The sequence below is a fragment of the Agilicoccus flavus genome (assembly GCF_014857905.1).
In the GTDB taxonomy this organism is placed as follows: Bacteria; Actinomycetota; Actinomycetes; order Actinomycetales; family Dermatophilaceae; genus Agilicoccus; species Agilicoccus flavus.
This window is the reverse complement of sequence record NZ_JACYXE010000001.1, coordinates 608314-631284: the sequence shown is the minus strand read 5'-3', so window position 1 is coordinate 631284 and position 22971 is coordinate 608314. Positions and strand designations below refer to the sequence as shown.

General features: G+C 72.6%; 23 protein-coding genes. 11 read left to right on the top strand and 12 right to left on the bottom strand.

Going from position 1 to position 22971, the window contains the following annotated elements:
* Positions 1-12 precede the first annotated feature (12 nt).
* The 9 genes from ICW24_RS02850 to benA all read right to left on the bottom strand — a co-directional run bounded on the left by ICW24_RS02850 (position 13) and on the right by benA (position 12139).
* Positions 13-948: a sugar phosphate isomerase/epimerase family protein gene (locus tag ICW24_RS02850; protein ID WP_226344174.1), complete on the bottom strand. Its 936-nt coding sequence runs from the start codon at positions 946-948 to the stop codon at positions 13-15.
* A gap of 183 nt (positions 949-1131) precedes the next feature.
* Positions 1132-1824, bottom strand: coding sequence for a GntR family transcriptional regulator (locus ICW24_RS02845; RefSeq protein ID WP_226344173.1), 693 nt, complete (start codon positions 1822-1824; stop codon positions 1132-1134).
* A 5-nt stretch (positions 1825-1829) separates the two neighbouring features.
* Positions 1830-2609 carry a triose-phosphate isomerase family protein gene (locus ICW24_RS02840; protein ID WP_226344172.1) on the bottom strand — a complete coding sequence of 260 codons (780 nt, stop codon included), beginning with the start codon at positions 2607-2609 and terminating at the stop codon, positions 1830-1832.
* Positions 2606-4351, bottom strand: coding sequence for a dihydroxyacetone kinase family protein (locus ICW24_RS02835; protein WP_226344171.1), 1746 nt, complete (start codon positions 4349-4351; stop codon positions 2606-2608). Before ICW24_RS02835 ends, ICW24_RS02840 begins: the two co-directional genes overlap by 4 nt.
* Positions 4352-4433: 82 nt before the next feature.
* Positions 4434-5690: a benzoate/H(+) symporter BenE family transporter gene (locus ICW24_RS02830; RefSeq protein ID WP_226344170.1), complete on the bottom strand. Its 1257-nt coding sequence runs from the start codon at positions 5688-5690 to the stop codon at positions 4434-4436.
* On the bottom strand, positions 5687-7078 hold the full coding sequence (locus tag ICW24_RS02825; RefSeq protein ID WP_226344169.1) for an MFS transporter: 1392 nt from the start codon (positions 7076-7078) through the stop codon (positions 5687-5689). Before ICW24_RS02825 ends, ICW24_RS02830 begins: the two co-directional genes overlap by 4 nt.
* A 198-nt stretch (positions 7079-7276) precedes the next feature.
* On the bottom strand, positions 7277-10102 hold the full coding sequence (gene benC / locus ICW24_RS02820; RefSeq protein ID WP_226344342.1) for a benzoate 1,2-dioxygenase electron transfer component BenC: 2826 nt from the start codon (positions 10100-10102) through the stop codon (positions 7277-7279).
* Positions 10103-10139: 37 nt separating this feature from the next.
* On the bottom strand, positions 10140-10718 hold the full coding sequence (gene benB, locus ICW24_RS02815; protein WP_226344168.1) for a benzoate 1,2-dioxygenase small subunit: 579 nt from the start codon (positions 10716-10718) through the stop codon (positions 10140-10142).
* 11 nt (positions 10719-10729) lie between these two features.
* Positions 10730-12139 (bottom strand): benzoate 1,2-dioxygenase large subunit, encoded by a 1410-nt coding sequence (gene benA, locus ICW24_RS02810; RefSeq protein ID WP_226344167.1) that lies wholly within the window; start codon positions 12137-12139, stop codon positions 10730-10732.
* 241 nt (positions 12140-12380) lie between these two features.
* Here benA and ICW24_RS02805 point away from each other — a divergent pair, with 241 nt between their 5' ends.
* The 5 genes from ICW24_RS02805 (at position 12381) to ICW24_RS02785 (ending at position 16905) form a co-directional block, all read left to right on the top strand.
* Positions 12381-13325 (top strand): LysR substrate-binding domain-containing protein, encoded by a 945-nt coding sequence (locus ICW24_RS02805; protein ID WP_226344166.1) that lies wholly within the window; start codon positions 12381-12383, stop codon positions 13323-13325.
* Positions 13326-13458: 133 nt separating this feature from the next.
* Positions 13459-14661, top strand: coding sequence for a mandelate racemase/muconate lactonizing enzyme family protein (locus tag ICW24_RS02800; RefSeq protein ID WP_307781279.1), 1203 nt, complete (start codon positions 13459-13461; stop codon positions 14659-14661).
* A gap of 128 nt (positions 14662-14789) precedes the next feature.
* Positions 14790-15680, top strand: a complete 891-nt coding sequence (gene catA / locus ICW24_RS02795) for a catechol 1,2-dioxygenase (protein WP_226344165.1) — start codon at positions 14790-14792, stop codon at positions 15678-15680.
* A gap of 194 nt (positions 15681-15874) precedes the next feature.
* Positions 15875-16156, top strand: coding sequence for a muconolactone Delta-isomerase (locus tag ICW24_RS02790; protein WP_226344164.1), 282 nt, complete (start codon positions 15875-15877; stop codon positions 16154-16156).
* Between the two features lie 41 nt (positions 16157-16197).
* A complete protein-coding gene (locus ICW24_RS02785) occupies positions 16198-16905 on the top strand; it encodes a maleylpyruvate isomerase family mycothiol-dependent enzyme (protein WP_226344163.1) in 708 nt (235 codons plus the stop codon).
* A 94-nt stretch (positions 16906-16999) separates the two neighbouring features.
* On the opposite strand, the gene ICW24_RS02780 is transcribed toward ICW24_RS02785, so the two are convergent.
* Entirely contained in the window at positions 17000-17278 is a 279-nt protein-coding gene (locus tag ICW24_RS02780; RefSeq protein ID WP_226344162.1) for a hypothetical protein, read from the bottom strand.
* 285 nt (positions 17279-17563) lie between these two features.
* Between ICW24_RS02780 and ICW24_RS02775 the strand changes: the two genes are divergently transcribed.
* The 5 genes from ICW24_RS02775 (at position 17564) to ICW24_RS02755 (ending at position 21433) form a co-directional block, all read left to right on the top strand.
* Positions 17564-18958 carry an MFS transporter gene (locus ICW24_RS02775; protein ID WP_226344161.1) on the top strand — a complete coding sequence of 465 codons (1395 nt, stop codon included), beginning with the start codon at positions 17564-17566 and terminating at the stop codon, positions 18956-18958.
* 8 nt (positions 18959-18966) lie between these two features.
* Positions 18967-19140, top strand: a complete 174-nt coding sequence (locus ICW24_RS02770; protein ID WP_226344160.1) for a hypothetical protein — start codon at positions 18967-18969, stop codon at positions 19138-19140.
* 98 nt (positions 19141-19238) lie between these two features.
* Positions 19239-19892 carry a TetR/AcrR family transcriptional regulator gene (locus ICW24_RS02765; RefSeq protein ID WP_226344159.1) on the top strand — a complete coding sequence of 218 codons (654 nt, stop codon included), beginning with the start codon at positions 19239-19241 and terminating at the stop codon, positions 19890-19892.
* On the top strand, positions 19889-20938 hold the full coding sequence (locus tag ICW24_RS02760) for a Gfo/Idh/MocA family protein (protein ID WP_226344158.1): 1050 nt from the start codon (positions 19889-19891) through the stop codon (positions 20936-20938). Before ICW24_RS02765 ends, ICW24_RS02760 begins: the two co-directional genes overlap by 4 nt.
* A 273-nt stretch (positions 20939-21211) precedes the next feature.
* Positions 21212-21433 carry a hypothetical protein gene (locus ICW24_RS02755; RefSeq protein WP_226344157.1) on the top strand — a complete coding sequence of 74 codons (222 nt, stop codon included), beginning with the start codon at positions 21212-21214 and terminating at the stop codon, positions 21431-21433.
* Between the two features lie 138 nt (positions 21434-21571).
* Here the strand turns inward: ICW24_RS02755 and ICW24_RS02750 are convergent, their stop codons facing one another.
* Together ICW24_RS02750 and ICW24_RS02745 are read right to left on the bottom strand one after the other, a co-directional pair.
* A complete protein-coding gene (locus ICW24_RS02750) occupies positions 21572-22144 on the bottom strand; it encodes a nitroreductase family protein (protein WP_226344156.1) in 573 nt (190 codons plus the stop codon).
* A gap of 128 nt (positions 22145-22272) precedes the next feature.
* A complete protein-coding gene (locus tag ICW24_RS02745) occupies positions 22273-22530 on the bottom strand; it encodes a hypothetical protein (RefSeq protein ID WP_226344355.1) in 258 nt (85 codons plus the stop codon).
* Here ICW24_RS02745 and ICW24_RS02740 point away from each other — a divergent pair.
* Positions 22438-22881, top strand: coding sequence for a GNAT family N-acetyltransferase (locus ICW24_RS02740; RefSeq protein WP_226344340.1), 444 nt, complete (start codon positions 22438-22440; stop codon positions 22879-22881). The genes ICW24_RS02745 and ICW24_RS02740 overlap by 93 nt on opposite strands.
* The last annotated feature ends 90 nt before the right edge of the window (positions 22882-22971 follow it).

Below are 22971 nucleotides of genomic sequence, written 5' to 3'. Positions count from 1 at the left end.
GTGGGCATGGCGTCAGTCCTTCGGGAGCAGGGTGCGGATGTAGGTCTGGTTGACCGCGCACATGCCGAGGCTGTCGCCCCCGTAGTGCTCGGCGAGGATGATCCCGTCGAAGCCGAGGGCGATCGCGTCGCGGAAGACCTGGCGGTAGTTGATGAGGCCCGACTCCATCGAGGAGGGCACGCTCGTGGCCCACGACCCGTCGGCGGCCTCGTCGCGCGTGTAGTTCTTCACGTGCCAGTAGTTCGCGTAGGGCAGCGTCTTCGCGTACAGCTCGCGCCAGTCCTCGACCGGGCGGTGCAGGCGGATGAGGTTGGCGACGTCGGGGTTGAGGCCGACGTTGTCGAGACCCACGTCCTGCACGAACCGGACGGCGCTGTCGGCAGTGCCCAGGTAGGTGTCCTCGTAGAGCTCGAGCGAGAGCGGCAGGCCCACGTCGGCGGCGTGCTTGCCGAGCTCGCGGATGCGCGAGACGGCGAGCTTCCACATCTCCGGGTCGTCGGGGTCCTTCGGTCCTTCGGCCGTCCAGAACCACAGCGCCTTGCGCTGGGCCTCGCTGAACGGCTGGTGCAGACCGGTCGAGAAGACCTTCATGCCCCACTCCGCGGCGGCGTCGATCGTGCGGTGGGCGTAGGCGAGGTTCTGCTCCTCGTGCCCCGGCATGATGACGCTCTGGCGCTGCAGGTGCACCGAGGGGATCTCGATGCCGTGCGAGCGCGCGATCGCCAGCAGCTCGTCGCGGCGGGAGGGCTCGAGGTCGGCCGGGCGGATGTGACTGTCGGCGAGCTCGACGAGGGAGAACCCCACGTCCTCGACCTGCGCGAACATGTCGTCCCACACCTCGGGGGCGGCGTCGTGCAGGGCGACGCCGTCGGGGCCGACCGGCGGGATGCCGTGCAGGCACGTGGCGATCGGCCAGGTGGACGCGGTGTACGGGGTGGTGCGTGGCATCGCTGCTCCGTTGCATCGAGGGTGTGCATCGAGGGTGCTGGGCCGCTGCGGGCAGGTCGTCGGCCGCCCGGCAGCGTAGATCAAAGATCCTATAGGAAACGTAGTGGCCACGGTCGAGCGTGGCAACCCTCCGCATGGGCGTCGCCGAACGCGACGCTACGCCGACGGTCTCCGGGGCCCCGGTCAGAGGCCGCCGAGGGAGCGGGCGCGGACGTTGGCGATGTGGCGGCGCATGGCCGCGACGGGGGCCGCGGGGTCGCCGGACTCGAAGGCCTCGACGACGGCGCGGTGTTCTGCGCCGGCCTCCTTGACGTCGGTGAGGCCGCGCAGCGCCACCTGGCGCAGGCGGTGCGTCACGGCGCCGAGGTCGTCGTACATGTCGATGAGGTAGCGGTTCTGCGAGGCCGCGAAGATCGCCTGGTGGAACGCGCCGTCGGCGGCGAAGTAGGCCTGCATCGCCTCGAGCGGCACGCGCTCGGCGCCCCCGAGCAGGGCGATGACGTGCTCGCCCTCCTGCTCGTGCCGGGCCTGCAGCCGGCGCAGGGTGGGCACGAGGGTGTCGGCGCGCGCCGCGGCCAGCCGGGCGGCGCCCGTCTCGAGCACGACGCGGGCGTCGAACAGCTCCGCGAGCTGGGCCGCATCGAGCGGCGGGGCGACGCGATAACCCTTGAGCGCCTCCCGGGTGACGAGCCCCGTGCGCTCGAGGTGCACGAGCGCCTCGCGCACTGGCGTCGGCGAGACGCCGAGATCACGGGCGAGGGTGTCGATGCCGAGCCGCGAGCCGGGCGGCAGGTCGCCGGTGAGGAGCATCTCGAAGACGAGGTCGTAGACGCGGTCGCGCAGTCCCCTGCGATCGAGGTCGCGTCGTGCTCCCACCGTCGTCAGCTCTCCTTCTCGCAGGTGATGGCCTCGTCGAGAATCGTACGGAACGCCTCGGGGTCGTGCGCGAACCGCCCGAGGAACATGCCGTCGACGGCGTCGGCGATGCGCGGGAGGAGCCCCGGGCCGGCGCTGCCGCCGTAGATGACGCGCCCGTCGGCCACCGGCGCGACCCCGGCCAGGTGCTCGCGCAGGGCACCGCACACCTCCCGGATGTGCTCGACGCCGGCGGGCTCGGGTGCGCCGATGGCCCACACCGGCTCGTAGGCGAGCACGAGGTCGCCGCCGCGGCCCGCCTCGACCGCTGCGCGCAGGGATGCCTCGAGCTGGGCGACGCACTCGGCGACCGCCTCCTGCGCGCCCCCGCGCTCCACCTCGCCTAGGCACAGCACCGGGACGAGGCCGTGCCGCCAGGCCGCGTCGACCTTGCGGGCGACGCTCTCGTCGGTCTCGCCGAAGAGGGCGCGGCGCTCGGCGTGCCCGATCTCGACGAGGCGCACCCCGTGGTCGACGAGCTCGCCGGGGGACACCTCGCCGGTGAAGGCGCCCGCGTCCTCCCAGTACATGTCCTGCGCCCCGACGAGCACGCCCGCGTCGGCGACGAGGCCGTGGACGTCGTCGATCGCGACGAGGCTCGGGATGACGAACGGTTGCACGACACCGCCGGTGGTCGCGGGGTGCGAGCGGCAGATGTCGGCGACCTCGGCGGCCCAGTGCGCCATCCGTTCGCGGCCGAAGTACATCTTCAGGCTGGACCCGATGAGGAAGCGCGCCACGGTCATTCGCCCTGCGCCGAGGGGGACGACGAGGCGGCGAGCACCCGGTCGTGGACGCCGCGGACGATGAGCGCGAACGAGACGGCGCCGGGGTCGGGGGTCCCGATCGACCTCTCGCCGTGCGACTTGGCCCGGCCGAGCGTCGCGCGCAGGTCGGCGGTCGCCTGCGCGGCGTCGTGCGCGGCACCCGCCGCGGCGTCCCAGGCGGAGGCGAGCTCCTCGCCGGCGCCGACCCGCTCCGCCAGGGTGTCGGCGAACGGCACGATCGCGTCGATCATCGTCTTGTCGCCCACCGCGGCCTTGCCGAACGCCATGACCGCGTCGCTCGCCGACCGCACCCCGCGGGCGACCTCCTCGCGGCCGACGCGCGCCTCGTCGCCGAGCTGCGCGCCCACGGCCTGCAGGATCGTCGCCCAGATCGCCCCGGAGGTGCCGCCGGCCCGGTCGCTCCACGCGACGGCGCCGCGGTCGAGGGCCGTCTTCGCGCCGGCTCCGCCCTCGAGCGCCGCGCGGGCCGCGTCGCGCCCGGCGTGGGCACCGCGCGTCATCCCGATGCCGTGGTCGCCGTCGCCGGCCACCTGGTCCAGGCGGCCGAGTTCGTCCGCCGCGTCGTCGACGACGGCGACGATCGCGTCGAACGCATCGGCGATCGTCGCCGCGGCCCGCCGCGATGCCTCGCTCGCCGCGCCAATCTCCTGCTCGGTGTGCTCGAGCACGACCGCGGCCGCACGCTGCTGGGCGCCGACGCTGCCCTTGCGGAACCCGCTCGAGTCGGCCGGGGCGCTCCACAACTCCTCCAGCTCGTCGTCGAGCCAGAGGAGGGTGAGCGAGCAGCCGGCCATGTCGAAACTCGTGCACAGCTCGCCGACCTCGGGGTCGACGACGGTGACGCCGCGGTCGGCGAGCAGGCGCGCGACCGTGCGGTAGACGACGAAGAGTTCCTCGTACTTCACGCTGCCGAGCCCGTTGAGCAGCGGCACGACCCGTGCCCCCGGTGCCTCGACGCCGGCCGGCACCTCCTCCAGGAGCTTCTCGACGAACAGCCGCGCGAGCTCGTCGGCGGTCGGCACCGCCACCTCGTCGATGCCCGGCTCGCCGTGGATGCCGAGGCCCACGGCCATCCGGCCCTGCGGCACGTCGAAGAGCGGGGCGTCGGCGCCCGGCAGGGTGCAGCCGGAGAAGGCGACCCCGAACGAGCGGGTGCGGTCGTTGGCGTGCCGGGCGACCCGCTCGACGCCGTCGAGGTCGTACCCCGCCTCGGCCGCGGCGCCGGCGACCTTGAAGACGCACAGGTCCCCGGCGATGCCGCGGCGCTCCTCGATCCGGTCCGGCGGGGCGCTCCAGATGTCGTCGGTGACGAGGACCGTGCGCACGTCGTGGCCCTCGGCGCGCAGCCGGTCCTGGGCCTGGGTGAAGTGCAGGACGTCGCCCGCGTAGTTGCCGTAGCTGAGCAGCACCCCGCGGCCGGTGTCGCAGGCGGTGGCGATCGAGTGGACCTGCTGGGCCGAGGGCGAGGCGAAGAGGTTGCCCATCGCGGCGCCGTGCGCGAGGCCCGGCCCCACGAGCCCGCCGAAGGCCGGGTAGTGCCCGCTGCCCCCGCCGACGACGAGGGCGACGGTGTCCGTCCCCGACGTCGTCGACCGCACCACCCCGCCCGGCGCCGCCTGCACCCACCGCGCCGCCGCCGCGGCGAACCCCTCGATCATCTCGTCGGCGAAGGCGGCCGGATCGTTGAAGAGGCGCGTCATGGGGATCTCCTGGATCGATCGAGGACTCGTCGTCGAGTTCCCGGGATCCTATAGGATTTTGGGCCGGTTCGGGCGGCCCGGCTCAGCCGCCCGTCGCCGCCAACAGGTCGGCGGGCTCGAGCAGCCGCGTGACGAGATAGCCGGCGACGACGCCCCAGAACGCCCCGCCGATGCCGAGGACCGTGAGGTCCGCGACCGTGACGAGGAAGGCGACGAGCGCGCCGAACGCGCAGCCCCCGGAGAACGCGGTGCAGAACGCCGTCTGCAGGGCCTTGAGCATGGCGACCCCGCCGAGCACGGCGATCCACGCCGGCGGCATGGCGAGCATGAACGACACGAGCGTCGGGGCGAGGACGCCGACGACCATGGCCAGCGCGCCGCACGCGACCGCGGCGGTGTACTGCCGGCGCCGTTCACCGGACGCGACGAGCAGCGCGTTCGTCGGACCGGTGAGGCACGTCGACACCGCGCCGAGGGCGGCCGCGGGCAGCGACCAGAGCCCGCAGAGCACGGTCGCGACGTTGACGGGTGGGCGATGGCCGGCCGCGGTGAGCACGGCGGCCCCCTGGCCGTTCTGGACGACGATGACGGTGATGGCGAGGGACACGACGAGTTCGGCGAGGGCCGGCGCCGAGAAGGTCGGCGCCTGCAGGAGCGGACCGGCCAGGCCGAGCTCGATCGGGCTCCGCAGCCCGTCCGTCGCGAGGACCGCGACGACCCCGACGAGCAGCGACCCGAGCACCGGGGGCAGGAGCCGGGTGAACCGGCTCGGCACGCTGAGCAGGACGAAGACGACCACCATGGGCACCGCCACCCACGGGCTGCGCTGGATCGAGGAGACGAGGTCGAGCCCGAAGCGCAGGAAGACCCCGGCGACCATCGCCATGACGATGGGCATCGGCAGCAGGCGCATGGCGCGGCCGACGAGGCCGGACAGCCCGAGCGCGAGCACGAGCAGCGCCGTGACGAGGAACGCGCCGAGCACGTCGCTCCACGGCAGGTGGCCCAGGGACTTCCCGACGAGGACGGTCCCGGGGATGGTCCAGAAGAACCCGAGCGGCTGCCGGTAGACGAGGCTCGCACCGACCGTCAGCGCGCCGTTGAGGAAGAAGACGGCGAAGATCCACGAGCTCAGTTGCGCCGGGCTCAGGTCGCCTGCCGCGCCGCTCGCGAGGATGACCGCCAGGGGCCCGGTCGCCGAGAAGACGAGCCCGATGACGGCGTTGGCGACATACGTCGGACCGATGTCTCGGCGCGGGTCACCCGGGCCCGCCGGAGGGCGCTCGGGCCGTTCGAACCGGCCCGGCGCCCCCCGGAGCTGCGTGGACGTCCCGGTCACGCCCGCACGCCGGCCGGCGCGTCGACCCGCCCGGTCGGCTCCGACCCGCTCGGGTCGACCACGACCGCCTGCTCCGCGGGCTTCGCCGCCCGCGGCAGGGCCGTCACGACGGCGCCGACGAGCGCCGCCACGGCGAAGAGCTGGAAGGCGCGGTCGATGCTGATCCCGGCCCCGATGAGGACGCCGCCGACGAGCGGTCCGACGATGCCGCCGAGGCGTCCGAAGCCGGCGCACCACGCCACTCCGGCGCCGCGGGCGCGGGACTCGTAGAAGTTCGAGACGAACCCGTAGACGAGCACCTGGGTGCCGATCGTGCCGATGCCGGCGACGGCGACGAGGGCGAGCAGCGCCGCGACCGGCAGGCCGAAGGGCAGCAGCACCAGCGCGGCGGCCGCCATGACGAAGGTGGCGGCGATGACGCGCTGCGGGCCGACCTTCTCGGCGAAGCGGGAGGCGGTGAGGGCGCCGACGATGGCACCGAGGTTGAGGACGAGCAGGAACACGAGCGAGTAGCTCTTGCCGAACCCGTGCTGGCCCATGATGTGCGGCAGCCACGTGTTGAGGCCGTAGGTGAGCAGCAGCCCCGAGAAGCTCATGAGCCCGAGGAAGACGGTCGGCACGAAGTACTGCCGGCTCACGAGGGCCGCGAAGCCGGCGCGTTCCGTGGTGGGTCGGGCGGTGACGCCCGCCTGGGCGTGCTCCACGAGCGGCACGCCGGTGGCCCGCGAGGCGGCGACCGCCTCCTGCGTGCGGCCGCGGGACTGCAGCCACAGCGGCGACTCGGGCAGCTTGGCCCAGGCGAGCGGCAGGAGGAACAGGATCGGGGTCGCGCCCACGAGGAAGAGCGCGTGCCAGCCGAGGGAGTCGCGGATCGCGAGCGCGAACAGCGACGCCATGACGCCGCCGGCGGGGACGCCGCAGTAGACGATCGCGTTGTAGACGTGCCGGCGTCCGGCCGGGGCGAACTCGGCGACGATGGCGCCCGCCGTCGCGACGAGGGCGCCGACGCCGATGCCGGTGAACAACCGCATCGCGCCGAACATCGCGGCGTTGCCCACCAGCGCGGTGAGGGCCATGCCGACGGAGAACCAGGCGATGTTGACGAGCATGAGCTTGCGGCGGCCGATGATGTCGGAGAGCGCGCCGGCACCGAGCGCGCCGATGAGGACGCCGACGAGGGCGTAGCTGCCGAGCTGGCCGGCGAGCTCGGGCGAGATCGCCCCGAGCTGGCTCGGGTCGGCGAGCAGGATCGGCACGATCGTGCCGTACACGACGAGGTCGTAGCCGTCGAAGATCAACGCGATCGTGCAGATCGCGACGACCCAGGCGACGGTGCGGGACCGGGCGCGGGAGTCCTGGGCGTCGTCGACCAGGGGGAGTGCGGGCATGGCGGAACTCGCTTCTGTGGCAGGAGTGGTCGCCCGGGCGCGCACGATGGTGCGGGCGCCCGGGACGTGACCGGGTATGTCGGGATGTGGCGGGGCTGTAGGGGCCGGCCGGGTGGGCCGGGCCGGCCGGGTGGGCTGTGTGCGCCCTGGTGCGCCCCGCGGGGCCGGTGCACAGCGGGGCGCACCAGGGGACTCGACTCAGCCCAGGTCGCCGCCGGCGACGGGCAGCACGGTGCCGGTGATGTACGACGCCTCGGCGGAGGCGAGGAAGCAGAGCGCCGCGGCCTGCTCGTCGAGCGTGCCGTACCGCTTGAGCAGGGAGCTCTCGACGGTCTGGTCGACGATGGCCTGGTACCAGGCCTTCTCGGTGTCGGACTCCGGCGCCGGTCCGCGCGGGACGCGCCGCGCCGGGGCGTCGGTGCCCCCGGGAGCCGTCGCGACGACCCGGATGCCGTACGGCGCGAGCTCGAGCGCGAGCGACGCCGTGATCGCGTTGACGCCGCCCTTCGCGGCCGCGTACGGCACGCGGTGGACGCCGCGGGTCGCGACCGACGAGACGTTGACGATCGTCCCGCCGCCCTGGCCGACCATCTGCTCGGCGGCCGCCCGGCACCCCCACAGGGTGGGGAAGAGGGACCGGTTGATCTCGGCGGAGATCTGGTCGGCCGGGTACTCGTGGAACGGCTTGGCCCAGATCGTGCCGCCGACGGTGTGGATCGCGACGTCGAGGCGGCCGAACCGCTCGACGGCGCGCCGCACGACGGCCCGGGCCCCCTCCCACGTCTCGAGGTCGGCGACGACGGCCTCGGCGGGCCGCGCCGTGCTGCCGAGCTCCTCGGCGAGCGTGTCGACGAGCTCGCTGCGGTCGGCGAGGACGACCGTGCCGCCCTCGGCGCTGATCCGGCGGGCCGTGCGCTCGCCGATGCCCTGGGCCGCCCCGGTCACGAGGACGACCAGGCCGTCGAACCGCCCCGGCGTGATGAACGCCGGGAGCGCCCGCTTCGCCGCGTCGCCCATCGCGCGCCGCATCGTCTCCTTCGAGCGGTCGGCGTGCTCCGAGACGAGCCGGCGCACCACGTCGCGGTCGCCGGCGGCGAACGCCTCGACGATCTCGACGTGGTCGGTCGCGCAGCGCGGGTGGCACCACGTCGCGTTCCGCAGCACCTGCTCCATGTGGCCCTTGACCCCCAGCGCCCGGTAGGCCTGCAGGAGGTGCTCGTTGCCGGTGAGGCCGAAGAGGTACTCGTGGAAGGCCGCGTTGGTCTCCGTGTAGGCGGCCGCGTCGGTGAACGCGTCGCCCTCGACGTAGGGCAGCGTCGCGTCGGCGAGCAGCCGGTACCCCGCGAGCTGTGAGGTCGACAGCCGCCCGACCGTGAGCTCGACGGCGCCGAGCTCGAGGGCCTGCCGGGCGTCGAAGATCGCGTCGGACTTCTCGATGCCCGGGTGCTCCTCGCCGATCTCGTAGACCCCCGCCGCGCCGGTGGGCGCGGCGACGGGCACGGGACGCGGGCGCGGGGCGACGAGCGGGTCGAGGCCGTCGAGGCCGGTCGCGAAGACCTGCCCGGCGGCCGCCGCCGCGTCGGCGTGGACCGTGAGGCCGACCGGCTCGTCGAGCGCGTCGGCGCGGTCGCCGCCCAGGGGGGCGCCCATGAGCTGGCCCGCCACGTGCAGACCGTCCGCCGGGTCGGCGGTCACGCGGCTCGCGCCGCCACCGCCGCCGGACGGGCCGAGCGGCTCGACCTCGATGGGTCCGAAGACGGACTGCCCACCGATGCGGTCGGCCTCCCGCGCGACGATGAGCTCGGCCGCGGCGATCGCGGGCAGCGGGGTCGTGGCGCGGTCGCCGTCGGCCGGGGCGCCGGCGGGCGTGCCCGGGGCGGGCGTGGCGTCCCGCGTGTCCCTGTCCGTGTCCGTGCCGGTGTCGCTGCCGGTGTCGACCGTCTCGGGCGTCGGCTGCGTGGCCTCCGGCTCTTCGTGCGCCTGCGTCACCTCGGCGGGCGGCGCGGCCCCGGCCGCGGTGCCCGACAGGGCGAACTTCTCGTAGTAGAAACCGGCCGGCTCGACGTCGCCGGAGGCGAGGTGGGAGCGGACGGCCTCGACCATCGGCGGCGGACCGCACAGGTACACCGCGGCGTCGCCGGCGTGCAGGTGCTCGTCGGTGAACAGCGCCGTGACGTAGCCCTGGTTCGTCGCGGTCGTGTTCTTGTCGGCGACGCAGTAGTCCCACGTCATGTTCGGCAACTGCTCGGCGAGGCCGGCGAGGGTGTCGAGCTCGATGACGTCGTCGTCGGTCGTCGCCCCGTACACGAGGCGGATCGAGCGCTCGCTGCCCTCGGCCACGAGCCGCCGCAGGATCGCGAGGATCGGCGCGAGGCCGGTGCCGCCGGCGAGCAGGACGAGCGGCCGCGGCGACTCGCGCAGGAAGAAGCTGCCGTTGGGGCCGGTGAAGGTCACCTCGTCCCCGACCGCCGCCCGCTCCTGCAGGTAGGTCGACATGGCGCCGCCGGGAGTGACCTTGATGAGGAACGTCAGGGCCTCGTCGTCGGGGGCGTTGCTGAACGAGTACGAGCGCGTCTCGTCGGTGCCCGGCACGGCGATGTTGACGTACTGGCCCGGCAGGAACGCGAGCTTGTCGCGGTCGGGGGTGCGCACCTCGAGCGAGAACGTGGTCGGCGACACCCGGTCGAGGCGCGTCAGCTCGCCGCGGAACGTCTGCGCCTGCGTCTTCGCGACGGCCGAGGTCGACGCGATCTGCAGCACGAGGTCGGACGACGGCTTCATGCTGCACGGCAGGCAGTAGCCGGCCTCGGCCTCGTCGCCCGAGAGCGCGTCCTCGATGTACGTGCCGCCGTCGTACTCACCCGACTCGCAGAACGCCTTGCACGTGCCGCACGCGCCGTCGCGGCAGTCGAGGGGGATGTTGATGCGGGCGCGGTAGGAGGCGTCGGCGACGGTCTGGCCGTCGGCGCACGTGATGAACTTCGTGACCCCGTCCTCGAAGGACAAGGCGACCTGATGGGTCATGGACGTCACAGCCTCTCCCTGTTCGTGTGCGGGGCCATCAGACGTGGTAGACGTCGACGACGTGGTGGATGTAGTCGTTCTTCAGCACCACGGTCTTGCGGCGGATCAGCGGGGTCTCGCCCGAGAAGTCGATCGTGTAGAACGACGTGCCGTAGTACGGGTCGACGGTCTTGTAGCGGAAATACATCGTGTGCCAGTTGAACCTCACGCTGACGAGGTCGCCCTTGCGTTCGATGACCTCGACGTTGGTGATGTTGTGGCTCGTGCGCGGCTCGGGCAGCGACGTCGCGCTGGAGCGCTCGGTGCGGATGCGGAACACCCGGTCCTCGAGGCCGCCCTTGTTCGCGTAGTAGATGAGCGACATCTCACGCTGCGGGTCCTCGGTGAGGCGATCGGCGTCGTCCCAGCACGGCATCCAGTACACGACGTCGTCGGCGTAGCACTCGAGCCACTTCTCGAACTCGCGGTCGTCGAGGTAGCGGGCCTCGCGGTAGAGGAACTGGTCGATCGTGTGCTGGTCGATGTGGGCGTTGCCCGGCTCGGATCCCGCGGCGGGCGTCGCGGCGGGGGCCTGGGTGGGAGCGGTCGTCGTCGGTCGGTCGGTCGTCGTCGTCATGTCGGTGCTCCTCACGCACTCGTGCCGGGGGTGGGGCTCGTCGCCGCGGGCGTCGAGCCGTTCGCGCGGGTCGCCTCTTCCTGGGCGAGGGCGCCGCGCATCGTCTCGAGCCAGTAGCCGTGCTGGACCGGGTAGAGGCCCTCGTCCTCGTTCGTCGTGCCGGCGGAGATGACGCCGTCCATGCCGAGGGAGGAGGCCACCGGGTCGGGGCCCGTGAGCCAGTGCTCGGCGCCGCGGCTCATGTCGTTCCACGGGGCGGCCGTCGCCCGGAACGTCAGCTGGCAGGAGCGGAACTCCTCCAGGTCGTCGGGGGTCGCCATGCCGGAGGCGTTGAAGAAGTCCTCGTACTGGCGGATCCGCCAGGCGCGCGCCTCGTCGGACTCGCCCTTGGGGGCGATGCAGTAGATCGTCACCTCGGTCTTGTCCGGGGCGATCGGGCGGAAGTGCCGGATCTGCGTCGAGAACTGATCCATGAGGTAGACGTTCGGGTACAGGCACAGGTTGCGGCTGCCCTTGACCATGAACTCGCCCTTGGCGTCACCGAACTCGGCCTTGAGGCGGTCCATCTGGTCCCATAGCGGGCGGTCCTGCGGGTTGCCCGCCCAGGTCCACAGGCACAGGTGGCCGTTCGGGTAGCTCCAGTAGCCGCCACCGGACTTGCCCCACGTGCCGGCGTCGACGGTCTTCGTCGTGTTCTTGCTCTCGCCGGTGTTGCGGCGCGAGGTCGTGGCCGCGTAGTTCCAGTGCGTCGCCGTGACGTGGTAGCCGTCGGCGCCGTTCTCGGCCTGCACCTTCCAGTTGCCGTCGTAGGTGTACGTCGAGGAGCCGCGCAGCACCTCGAGGCCCTCGGGCGACTGGTCGACGAGCATGTCGATGACCTTGGTCGTGTCGCCCAGGTGCTCGGTGAGCTCGGGCACGTCGGGGTTGAGGCTGCCGAAGAGGAACCCGCGGTAGGAGGCGAACCGCGCGACCTTCGTGAGGTTGTGCGAGCCGTCGGTGTCGAAGTTCTCGGGGTAGCCGGCGCCGTCGGGGTCCTTGACCTTGAGCAGCGTGCCGTCGTTGCGGAACGTCCACCCGTGGAAGGGGCAGGTCAGCGTCGTGCGGTTGTCGGTCTTGCGGCGGCAGATCATCGCGCCGCGGTGGGCGCAGGCGTTGATGAGGCAGTTGAGGGTGCCGTCGCGGCCGCGGGTGATGACGATCGGCTGGCGGCCGATGTAGGTCGTGAAGTAGTCGCCCGGGTTCGCCACCTGGCTCTCGTGGGCGAGGTAGATCCAGTTGCCCTCGAAGATGTGCTTCATCTCGAGCTCGAAGATCTCCTCGTCGGTGAAGATCCGGCGGTTGGCCCGGTAGACGCCGGACTCGCGATCGTCGACGACGGCATCGGTGAGGACCGCGCGGGCGGTGTCGAGGGTGCTGGTCATGGTGACTCCTTCGTCTCCAGGGGTTTTCGGGGGCCGCTGCCGACGGGCGGTCGGGGCGGGACGAATGGCCCGACCATCCCACCGACGCACCGCGGCGCGATACTGGGGGAATGCCTAGGGGCGACCTGGGTGGGGGCAGGTTCGGCGTCCGAAAAAGCGACGATCATGCAGCTCAGGAGATCTAAGGGCCGCCTCGGTCGGCCTTTCGGACCGAATTGCCGCTCACCGATATTCTCTGCGTATGGAACTGCGCCAGGTCCGGTACTTCGTCGCCGTCGCCGAGGAGTGCCACTTCGGCCGGGCCGCCAAGCGGCTGCACATGGCCCAACCGCCCCTGAGCCAGCAGATCCGCCGGCTCGAGGACGAGCTGGGGGTCGTCCTGCTCGAGCGCACGACGAGGCGCGTCGCGCTCACGCCCGCCGGCGAGCGCTACCTCGAGCGGTGCCGCCGCATCCTCGCCGACGTCGAGGCGGCCGGGCAGGAGGCGGCCCGCGTCTCGGCGGGGGAGGTCGGCCGGGTCGTCGTCGGGGTCGTCGGCTCGGCCACGTACGCCGTGCTGCCGAGCCTCGCGCGACGGCTGCGCGCGGACCTCCCGGACATCGAGGTGGAGTTCACGAGCGAGATGCTCACGCCCGACCAGGTGGTGGCCCTGCACGAGGGGAGCCTCGACGTCGTCCTCATGCGCACCCCGACGCCCGTCGGCGACCTGCTCGTGCGGGTGCTGCGTCGCGAGCCGCTCGTCGTCGCCGTCCCGACCGGGCACGCGCTCGCGGAGCGCGAGAGCCTGCGCCTGGAGGACCTGCGCGACGAGCCGTTCGTCACCTACCCCTCCGGGTACCGGTCGGTGCTGCACGACGTCGTCGCGGGGGCGTGTCAGCGCGTCGGCTTCCGGCCGCGTCAGGCCGCGCAGGTGGCGCAGACCTCGACCCTGCTCGTCTTCGTCGCCGCCGGCATCGGAGTGGCCGTCCTGCCGGAGTCAGGACGCCGGCTGCGGCTGGAGGGCGTGACCTTCGTGCCCCTGCAGGACGGCCCGAGCGTCGAGCTGGCCGTCGGCTGGCGGCCCGGGTCGTCGGCCGCGGTCCAGCGCGTCGTCGACCTCACGACCGATCTGCTCACGGCGCCGGACCCGGTTTCGGCCGACTCGCGGGCCGCCCGCGACGAACCGCCGCAGGTGAGCGGCCCTTAGGTATATCTATCGTCTCAATCGCTCATAAATGGGTACTTGTGTGTCCGAATGTCCACCCCTACGTTGAGGGCAGATCGGCAGCGCGGCAGACGCCTCGCCTCCGCCGATCACCCGTCTTCGAAGGGAGGACCCCGTGACCGCGCTCGACACCGACCTGGCCGGGACCGGCCCGGGCGCCACCGACGCGGGGGCGGTCGATCACGACCGCGCCGCCCGCTCCGCCGCCCGGGACCTGCGCATCACCCGGATCGAGGCCGTCCCGTTCGCGATCCCGTACGTCAAGCCCCTGAAGTTCGCGAGCGGCGAGGTCCGCACCGCCGAGCACGTCCTCGTCCGGGTCCACACGCACGACGGCCTCGTCGGCGTCGCCGAGGCCCCGCCGCGCCCGTTCACGTACGGCGAGACCCAGGCCTCGATCATCGCCGTCGTCGAGCAGGTCTTCGCGCCCCAGGTGCTCGGCCTCTCGTCGCTCGCCCGCGAGCAGGTGCACGCCCGGTTGCGTCGCACCGTCGGCAACCCCACCGCCAAGGCGGCGCTCGACATGGCCCTCTGGGACATCGTCGGGCAGGCCTTCGGGGCGACGGTCACCGAGCTGCTCGGCGGTCACGGCACGTCGATGCGGGTCAGCCACATGCTTGGGTTCGCCGACCCGGCCGCCATGGTCGACGAGGCGACCCGCATGAGCGAGACGTACGGCATCTCGACGTTCAAGGTGAAGGTCGGCCGGCACCCGGTCGAGCTCGACGTCGCCGTGTGCCGCGCCCTGCGCGAGGCGTTCGGTGACGCCGTCGAGCTCTACGTGGACGGGAACCGCGGCTGGACCCCGTCCGAGTCGGCCCGGGCGCTGCGCCTCATGGACGACCTCGACCTCACGCTGGCCGAGGAGCTGTGCCCCGCCGACGACGTCCTCGGGCGCCGCTGGCTCGTGCGCCAGTCGCGCATCCCGGTCGTCGCCGACGAGAGCGCGACCACGCCCGGCGAGGTGACCCGCGAGCTGCTCGGGGGCTCCGCCGACGCCATCAGCATCAAGACCGCCCGGACCGGCTTCACCGATTCCCAGCGCGTGCTCTTCCAGTGCGAGGGCATGGGGGTCGAGGTCGTCATGGGCAACCAGATCGACGGCCAGCTCGGCACCGCCTGCACCGTCGCCTTCGGCGCGGCCTACGCCTCGACGAGCCGCCGCGCCGGCGAGCTGAGCAACTTCCTCGACATGTCCGACGACCTCCTCGCCGAGCCGTTGGAGATCTCCGGCGGCGAGCTCGCCGTGCGCGAGGGTCCCGGGCTGGGCCTGCGCATCGACGAGGCGAAGCTCGCCCGCTACCGCACGGATCGCTGAACCGGGCGGGGCCCGACGGTCCCGCCCGCACGATCCACCCGATCCACCCGATCCACAGGACAACCGGCGGCCCGCCCGTGCCCCGGACGCACCACCCGTCAGCACACCATCACGAAGGAGTGACCAGGATGACCATCGACGAGAAGACCGAAGCCACGCAGGCCGCGAAGGAGCAGGGCGACCTCATCGCCCGCGCCGCCGACTCCGGCGCCAACGCCACCGCCGCGTTCCGCAAGAAGCAGGGTCAGGGCCTCGACGTGCCGCCGGAGCGCGTCAGCGCCATGGCCACCGACGCCGTGCAGGCCCTGCACGACGTCATCCGCAAGCACCAGATGACCTACGCCGAGTACGACGCGCTCAAGGCGTGGCTGATCCGCGTCGGCGAGGACGGCGAATGGCCGCTGTTCCTCGACGTGTGGATCGAGCACGTCGTGGAGGACGTCAACACGAGCCACCGCGAGGGCAACAAGGGCAGCATCGAGGGCCCGTACTACGTACCCGACGCCCCCGAGCAGGGCTCGCACGCCTCGATCCCGATGCGCGACGACGAGTCCGGCGACGAGCTGCTCTTCCAGGGGCAGGTCCGCTCCACGGACGGGTCCGCCCTCGGCGGGGCGAAGGTCGAGCTGTGGCAGGCCGACGCCGGCGGCTTCTACAGCCAGTACGCGCCCGGGCTGCCGGAGTGGAACCTGCGCGGCACCTTCACGACGGACGACGAGGGCCGCTTCGGGATCACGACGATCCGTCCCGCGCCGTACCAGATCCCCACCGACGGTGCCTGCGGCAAGCTCATCGCCGCCGCCGACTGGCACGCCTGGCGCCCGGCCCACCTGCACCTCAAGGTGTCGGCGCCCGGCCACGAGCTGCTCACCGCCCAGCTCTACTTCCCCGGTGACCCGCACAACCAGGACGACATCGCCTCGGCCGTCAAGCCGGAGCTCATGCTCGACCCTCAGGTCGGCGAGAACGGCGCGCAGACCGTCGACTACGACTTCGTCCTCGACCCGGCCCGCGGCTGACGCGCGAGCCATCTGCACGACGCCGGGCCCCGGTGAGCGCGTCTCACCGGGCCCGGCGCCCGCGGTCGGGCGACCCGACCGCCCCCGCCCTCTCCCCGCCACCGGCCTGTCCCCGCCACTGACCTGTCCCCGCCACAAACCTGTCCCCCCGCGTCGACCCCCCTCGGCCGACCCGAGCCCCCGCGAGGCCCCTCATGCTGTTCGCCGTCAAGATGGACGTCGCCCTCCCCACCGACCTCGACCCGACCGTGCGCGACGAGACGCTCGCCCGCGAGAAGGCCTACTCCCAGGAGCTGCAGCGCGGCGGTGAGTGGGTCAGCATCTGGCGGTGCGTCGGGAAGTACTCGAACCTCTCGATCTTCGACGTCCGCGACAACGAGCGGCTCCACGAGATCCTCTGGGGTCTGCCGCTGTTCCGCTTCATGAGCATCGAGGTCACCCCGCTGGCCACGCACCCCTCCGACATCCGCGCCTGAGCCCGTTCACGGGCCGCCCCCACCCCGAGCGAGGTACCGCCATGACCGTGTCCCCGTCCCGAATCCCCGGCGATCTCAACCGCCTCGACCGCGAGACGGGCATGCTGCTCGCCACGGTCGACAGCCTGTCCGCGGAGGAGATGGCCGGCCCGTCCCGCTGCGAGGGATGGACGCGCGCCCACGTCGTCACGCACCTCGCGCGCAACGCCGACGCCCTCGTCAACCTGGTCCACTGGGCGCGGGCGGGGGAGGAGACCCCCGCCTACGCGTCGACGCAGGAGCGTGACCGCGCCATCGCCGAGGGCGCCCAGCGGCCCCACGACGAGATCAAGCGCGACCTCACCGCCGCCTGCGAGCGGTTCGGTGTCGCGGCCCGCGACCTCGCGGGGACCCTCGCGGTCGAGGACGTCGCCATCCGCGGCCGGGCCGTGCCCGCCCGCGGCCTCGTGGCCACGCGGATCACCGAGGTGATCCTCCACCACGACGACCTCGACACCGTCTGGGAGCTCGAGGAGGCCGACCCCGACGCCCAGCTCGACGCGCTCGAGGAGGCGATCCGCCGGCTCGAGGCGAACGACGCGGCGCCCGGCCTGGAGCTGCGCACCCAGGAGAAGGACGCGTGGCAGGTCGGCGGCGGCGGCCCGGTCGTGTACGGCTCCCGCGCCGGCGTCCTCACCTGGCTCGCCCGCGGCCGGGCCGACGCCGTGCGCAGCGACAGCGACCTGCCCGACCTGCCCTCCTACGGCTGATCCGCGCGAGGCGCCGTGACGTGCCGCGAGCTGCGACGCAGGGTCGGGCTCGACATCGGCATCGTCGGCGTTCACCGCCCTCAGGGACGTCGGGTCAGCTCACCGCGCCGGGGTCGACGTCGGTGTCCTTCTGTTCGTGGACGTCCTGCGCGATGCGCTCCACCTCGTCCGGATCCACGTCGACGCCGGCCTCCTCGAAACCCTCCTGCAGGTTCGACGCCACGGTCGACGGCTCCGCGCCAGGGTCCCAGCCCTCGGCGCGCTCGACGACGTGCTCGGCCGCCTCGGTCTTCGCGGCCTGCTCCTCGCCCGACCCGCTCGTGGCGGTGCCGGGTCCGTTCGGGTTCTGTCCGGTTCCGTTGTCAGCGCTCATGCCGGACGGGTACCCGGCAGCGACGCCCGGAAAACGACGGACCGCGCGAAACGGGCGAACCCGCTCCGCGTGGGGGCCTCGGACGAGGCCGTGACGAAATCGTGACCTTCGTGAACTCACTGGTTAGTACAAAACCGTTGACGGCGCCGGTGGCGGTCCGCCATCGTGGGGGACGCACCTCGACGGGGAGGGCAGCGGAACGACGCGCGCATCCCCGAGCCGGAGCCCGCGCCGCGGGTCTCCACAGGACCGCGCGGCAGCGCCCCTCGGAAGGAACGTCGACCCATGTCCGTCACGCACGCGCCCGGCGCGCAGTCGAAGAAGGCCGCCGCCAGCGGCTGGATCGGCAGCGCGCTCGAGTACTACGACTTCTTCATCTACGCCCAGGCGGCGGCGCTCATCTTCCCGACGCTCTTCTTCGACAAGAGCAACCCGCAGATGGGCATCATCGGCGCCCTCGGCACCTACGTCGTCGGCTACGTCGCCCGCCCCATCGGCGCCTTCGTCCTCGGGTCGTGGGGTGACAGGCACGGGCGCAAGAACGTCCTCGTGCTCTGCATGCTCCTCATGGGCGTCTCGACGATGCTCGTCGCCCTACTGCCGACCTACCAGCAGGTGGGCCTGCTCGCCCCGGCCCTGCTCGTGGCCCTGCGCATCGTCCAGGGCTTCGCGGTCGCCGGTGAGATCTCCGGGGCGTCGTCGATGATCCTCGAGCACGCGCCCTTCGGCCGACGCGGCTTCTTCGGCAGCTTCACGCTGCAAGGCACCCAGTTCGGCCAGATCCTCGCGGCCGCGGTCTTCCTCCCGCTCGCGCACTTCCTCCCGGACGAGGCCTTCCAGAGCTGGGGCTGGCGTATCCCGTTCGCGCTCAGCGCGTTCGTCGTGCTCGCGGGCTACATCATCCGCCGTCGCGTCGACGAGACGCCCGCCTTCGAGGAGGAGATGGCCGAGGGTGAGGTGGCCCAGGCCCCCATCGCCGTCGCCTTCTCCCGCAACGGCAAGACGATCCTGTGCGTGTTCCTCATGGCGCTGACCAACATCGTGGCCGTGACGACCTCGATCTTCGGCGCGACGTACGCGACGAACAAGTCGTACGGGATCGGCTTCAGCGCCGACATCTACCTGTGGATCCCGGTGCTCGGCAACATCCTCGCGTGCCTCGTCATCCCGCTCGTCGGGAACCTCTCGGACAAGATCGGCCGCCGCCCGTGCATCATCGGCGGCGCGGTCGTCGCCGGCGCCCTGAGCTACCCCTACCTGTGGGCGATCAGCCAGCACAACGTGCCGCTGGCGATCTTCTTCTCGCTGCTCATGTGGGGTGCGGTCTACCAGGGCTACAATGCGGTGTTCCCGTCGTTCTACCCGGAGCTCTTCCCGACCCGCACCCGCGTCACCGGCATGGCGATCGCGCAGAACCTCGGCACCGTCGCCTCGTCGGCGATGAGCATCGTCTTCCCGATCGTCGCGCCGCCCGGCTCCACGAACGTGCCCCTGATCGTCGGTGGGATCACGTTCGGCATCACGCTGCTCGCGGCGCTCGGCGCCATCATGTCGCCGGAGACCTTCCGCCTGCGCGCCGACCAGCTCGGTGACCCCAAGGCCGTGCCGATGTCGGCGGAGCAGTACGAGCGCGAGCGGGCCGAGGCCATCGCCGCCCGTCGTTCCGCGGCCGCGGTCTGAGGTCGACGATGCAGACGCTCGTCGCGGCGGTGCTCGCGCTCGTCCTCGCCGGCGCCGGTTGGTACATGGTGTCGGGGTCGACGGGGCCGGGTGTGACCTTCGGCTGGCTGTTCGTCGGCGTGGGCGTCGTCGGCGCGGTCGCGAACACCGCGCTGTACCTGCACGAGCGGCGCTCGCGCTGACCGCTCGGCGGCACCGCCCCATCTCGGGCGGTGCCGCCGACGCGTTCCCGTCCCCGGTCGACCCCCCTCCGCACTCACTTTGCGCCCCAGGAGGCCGCATGAGCCCGACGGCCACGAACGGCACCACGACCCGGACCCGTGACCCCGACCGCACGCGGGCCGAGATCCTCGAGGTGGCCGTGGCCGAGTTCGCCCGCAGCGGGTACGCTGGGGCGCGCGTCGACGAGATCGCGCGCCGGACCCGCACCACGAAGCGGATGATCTACTACTACTTCGGCGGCAAGGAAGGGCTCTACGTCGCCGCCCTGACCTCGGCGTACGCGCGGATCCGGGAGCACGAGCTGCGCCTCGACCTCGAGGACCTCGACCCGCTGTCGGCCCTGCGCCGGCTCACCGAGATGACGTTCGACTACCACCACGAGCACCCGGAGTTCGTGCGGCTCGTGCAGGTCGAGAACATCCACGGCGCCGAGCACCTGCGCCGGGAGGTGGAGGCGGTCCAGCACACCGGGCGCGACGGCATCCTCGCCGTCATCGCCGACGTCCTCGAGCGGGGCCGCGAGGCGGGGGTGCTGCGCGGCGACGTCACCCCCGTCGAGGTCCACACGATGATGAGCGCCCTCTGCTTCTACCCGGTCGGCAACCGGGCGACGGTCTCGGTCCTGTTCGCCTACGACATGGGCGAGGACGGCGTCTCGGCGCGGCGGCGCACGCTCGTCGCCGACGCGATGGCCGGATGGCTGGCGGCATGAGGGCGGCGATCATCGGGTGCGGCGTCATCGCCCGCAATCACGTGGAGGCGTGGCGCGCGGCCGGCGTGGAGGTCGCGGTCGTCGCCGACGTCGACGCCGCCAAGGCGACGGACTTCGCCCGGCGGCACGACGTCCCGCTCGCGGTCGCGGACGTCGCCGACGCCCTCGCCGCCGGGGTCGACGTCGTCAGCGTGTGCACGCCTCACCCGACGCACCCGGCGATCGTGCTCGCCGCCGCGGCCGCCAGGGTGCACGTCGTCTGCGAGAAGCCGCTGAGCATCGACGTGCCGGCGGCCGAGCGGATGGTCGCGGCGTGCGAGGAGGCGGGGGTCGTCCTCGCCGTGTGCTTCCAGCGCCGCTTCTGGCCCGCGGCGCGGCGGATCCGGGCGGCTCTCGTCGACGGTTCGCTCGGCCCGGCGACCCTCGGCGACTGCACGGTGTTGCTGCACCGCGACGCCGACTACTACGCGCGCGACGCCTGGCGGGGGCGATGGGACACCGACGGCGGCGGCGTGCTCATGACCCAGGGCATCCACTACGTCGACATGCTCCTGTGGTTCATGGGGGAACCGGTCGAGGTGAGTGGACGCGTCGCCACGTACGTGCACGGCGACCACATCGAGGTCGAGGACAGCGCCGTCGCCCACGTCACCTTCGCCGACGGGGGGATGGCGACCCTGCGGTGTTCGACGGCGGTCACCCCGTCGCTCGGGGCGCGGGTCAGCGTCACCGGGGCGAGCGGAGGCACCGCGAGCGTCACCGAGTTCCCCGAGGGCGCGCCGGGCGTCCTCGACACGTGGAGCGTGGCCGGCCGGGCCCGCTTCGAGCCGTCGCACCGCGCCGACGTCGACCCCGACATCGACCTGGGGGCGATCAACGCCGGGCACATCCCCTTCCACACCGCGTTCGTCGCCGACGTCCTCGACGCGATCCGCACCGGCCGCCCGCCGCTCGTGACCGGTCGGGAGGCGCTGCGCTCGCTGCGCGTCGTTCTCGCCGTCTACGAATCCGCCCGCACCGGGCGGCCCGTCCGCCTCGACGGCTGAGCCTGGCGCGCCGGCCGACCGCGGCACGGCGGGGAGCTCGGCTCGGCGGCCGAGCGGCCTCGGCCGCCTCGCCGGTACCGGCCGACGGCGCTGCGGGGCTACTGTCGAGAGGACAACAGACCTCCAGCGGACAGCGAGACCTCGTGCCCCGACCAGCTGTACGACGCCGCCGCTGGGTATGGCCGTGCAGCGTCGCGGTGGGGCTGGCCCCTTGGGCGGTGATCCTGCGCCCCGTCAGCCGAAGGTCTGCTGCTTCTCGCAGCCGCGCTCGTCATGGCGCTGGGCGTCGTCGGCAGCCTCGTCGCGCTCAGGACGCCCGCCTGGCTGGTCGTCGTCGTGCTCCTGCCCGTCCTCGCCCTCTGCTCGTCGGCTGCGACCTACGTGATGGTGTGGGCGGGGCCCGACGACGCGGAGGCCATCTCGCCGATCAACGGGTATGTCGTGGGCTTCGCAGTCGTGTGGGCGGTGCGGCTGGTGCCCGACCCGGCAGGGTGACGCTTCCTGCCCCGAGGTCGTCACCTCGGACGGTCACCTCGCCGTTCGGGATGTACCGACTCTGATCAGGCAGGGCCGCATCGGAGGTCCGTAGTTGGCAGACGTCTGAGGTGTGGCACCGCCTCGGTCTCTCGCGCCTCAGTCCCGTGCCCACGTGATGGCATCAAGATCGAAGCGGTCGCGGCTGGTCCCCGGTGCAGACAGCTCTCCCGCGGCGTGGGCTGCCCGTCCGAACGCCGTCATCGAGGTGACTTCCCAGTGCGGCGGGATGGTGAACTCGGCTGCGACGCCCTCACGGTCAAAGGCTCGGAACTGGTGTGAGTCCAGTCCCATCGACAGCCCCTGGATGGTCATGTGGGCGACGGCCTGGCCGAGGTCGTACCGGGAGAACTCGGAGTACTCCCAATCGGTGGTGTCTTCCACGAAGACGTGCGCGAGGTTGACGACGACCAGTGAGGCTGGCGGGACCCACCGCGCCGAGCTCCGCGCCAGGTGAGGGACGAGCCGGGCATGGGTGTCATCGCCACGGACCGCGACGATGAACATCCACGGCTGAGAGTTCCCCGCCGACGGCGCGCGCCGCGCTGCCTCCAGCAGAGTGTCCACGTGGTCGGAGGTGACGGTGGCACGGCCGTCGAACTGCACCGGGCTGAATCTCGCTGCGAGCGCCGGGTGCAGGGCCGGGGCCGGCGCGATCTCGCACTGGGTCATGCTCCGTATCCTCGCCCAGCGGTACGAGGCATGGCATGCCGGGCGCAGGCACGGTCGTCTCAGGACAGCTGCGACACCGGCTCTTCGCTCACAGGCTGCTCGGGTCGAGTGGCTCATCTCGGCCTTCCTCAGGTGGATCGAGCAGCATCTAGCAGGGGTTTGATGGTCCGGTGCCTGTCATCATCCGCGCCGACCTCGACGACGTCCGCCTGCTCACCTTCCTCGAGGAGCACCTCGACGAGCTCGCCCCGACCGCGCCGCCAGAGAGCCGGCACGCCCTCGACGTCGACGGGCTGCGCAGACCTGGGGTTTGCATGTGGGTCGCGCACGACGGCGGCGGCGACGTCGTCGGCACGGTCGCCCTCGCTGAGGTCATTCCCGGGCACGAGGAGCTGAAGAGCATGCGCACGGCCCCGCACCGCCGGGGGTCGGGGATCGGCGGACTCCTCCTGGGGCACGCGCTCGACGACGCGCGGGGGCGCGGGGTCGAGCGGGTCTCGCTCGAGACGGGCAGCGCCGATTTCTTCGCGCCGGCCAGAGCGCTCTACCACCGGGCCGGGTTCGTCGAGTTGGGGCCCGCTCGAGGTGCGTGCCGAGCGCGACCTCGCCGAGGGTGTGGAGGGTGCGACGCAGCAGGGACCGACGGAGTGGGCTGTGGTCGACCATTGCGCGCGAGGTGGGCCGAAAAGGGCGAGCGTCCGGCGGCGGCCCGGGCGACGGCCTGTCGGCGACGATAGGGGACCTACGGGCGGCTCGGGCGGCGGTGGTGGGGGAGCTCCGCTCGGCTGGGCGCATGTCCGGTCGCACCCGGCCGGCGGTAAATGTGA

Coding starts and splice junctions, on each gene's coding strand:
- benA (WP_226344167.1), bottom strand. CDS start 12,139: ATGACCAGCACCCTCGACACCGCCCGCGCGGTCCTCACCGATGCCGTC.
- benC (WP_226344342.1), bottom strand. CDS start 10,102: ATGACCCATCAGGTCGCCTTGTCCTTCGAGGACGGGGTCACGAAGTTC.
- ICW24_RS02850 (WP_226344174.1), bottom strand. CDS start 948: ATGCCACGCACCACCCCGTACACCGCGTCCACCTGGCCGATCGCCACG.
- ICW24_RS02825 (WP_226344169.1), bottom strand. CDS start 7,078: ATGCCCGCACTCCCCCTGGTCGACGACGCCCAGGACTCCCGCGCCCGG.
- ICW24_RS02785 (WP_226344163.1), top strand. CDS start 16,198: ATGACCGTGTCCCCGTCCCGAATCCCCGGCGATCTCAACCGCCTCGAC.
- ICW24_RS02760 (WP_226344158.1), top strand. CDS start 19,889: ATGAGGGCGGCGATCATCGGGTGCGGCGTCATCGCCCGCAATCACGTG.
- catA (WP_226344165.1), top strand. CDS start 14,790: ATGACCATCGACGAGAAGACCGAAGCCACGCAGGCCGCGAAGGAGCAG.
- ICW24_RS02790 (WP_226344164.1), top strand. CDS start 15,875: ATGCTGTTCGCCGTCAAGATGGACGTCGCCCTCCCCACCGACCTCGAC.
- ICW24_RS02765 (WP_226344159.1), top strand. CDS start 19,239: ATGAGCCCGACGGCCACGAACGGCACCACGACCCGGACCCGTGACCCC.
- ICW24_RS02750 (WP_226344156.1), bottom strand. CDS start 22,144: ATGACCCAGTGCGAGATCGCGCCGGCCCCGGCCCTGCACCCGGCGCTC.
- ICW24_RS02755 (WP_226344157.1), top strand. CDS start 21,212: ATGGCGCTGGGCGTCGTCGGCAGCCTCGTCGCGCTCAGGACGCCCGCC.
- ICW24_RS02775 (WP_226344161.1), top strand. CDS start 17,564: ATGTCCGTCACGCACGCGCCCGGCGCGCAGTCGAAGAAGGCCGCCGCC.
- ICW24_RS02780 (WP_226344162.1), bottom strand. CDS start 17,278: ATGAGCGCTGACAACGGAACCGGACAGAACCCGAACGGACCCGGCACC.
- ICW24_RS02840 (WP_226344172.1), bottom strand. CDS start 2,609: ATGACCGTGGCGCGCTTCCTCATCGGGTCCAGCCTGAAGATGTACTTC.
- ICW24_RS02805 (WP_226344166.1), top strand. CDS start 12,381: ATGGAACTGCGCCAGGTCCGGTACTTCGTCGCCGTCGCCGAGGAGTGC.
- benB (WP_226344168.1), bottom strand. CDS start 10,718: ATGACGACGACGACCGACCGACCGACGACGACCGCTCCCACCCAGGCC.
- ICW24_RS02835 (WP_226344171.1), bottom strand. CDS start 4,351: ATGACGCGCCTCTTCAACGATCCGGCCGCCTTCGCCGACGAGATGATC.
- ICW24_RS02770 (WP_226344160.1), top strand. CDS start 18,967: ATGCAGACGCTCGTCGCGGCGGTGCTCGCGCTCGTCCTCGCCGGCGCC.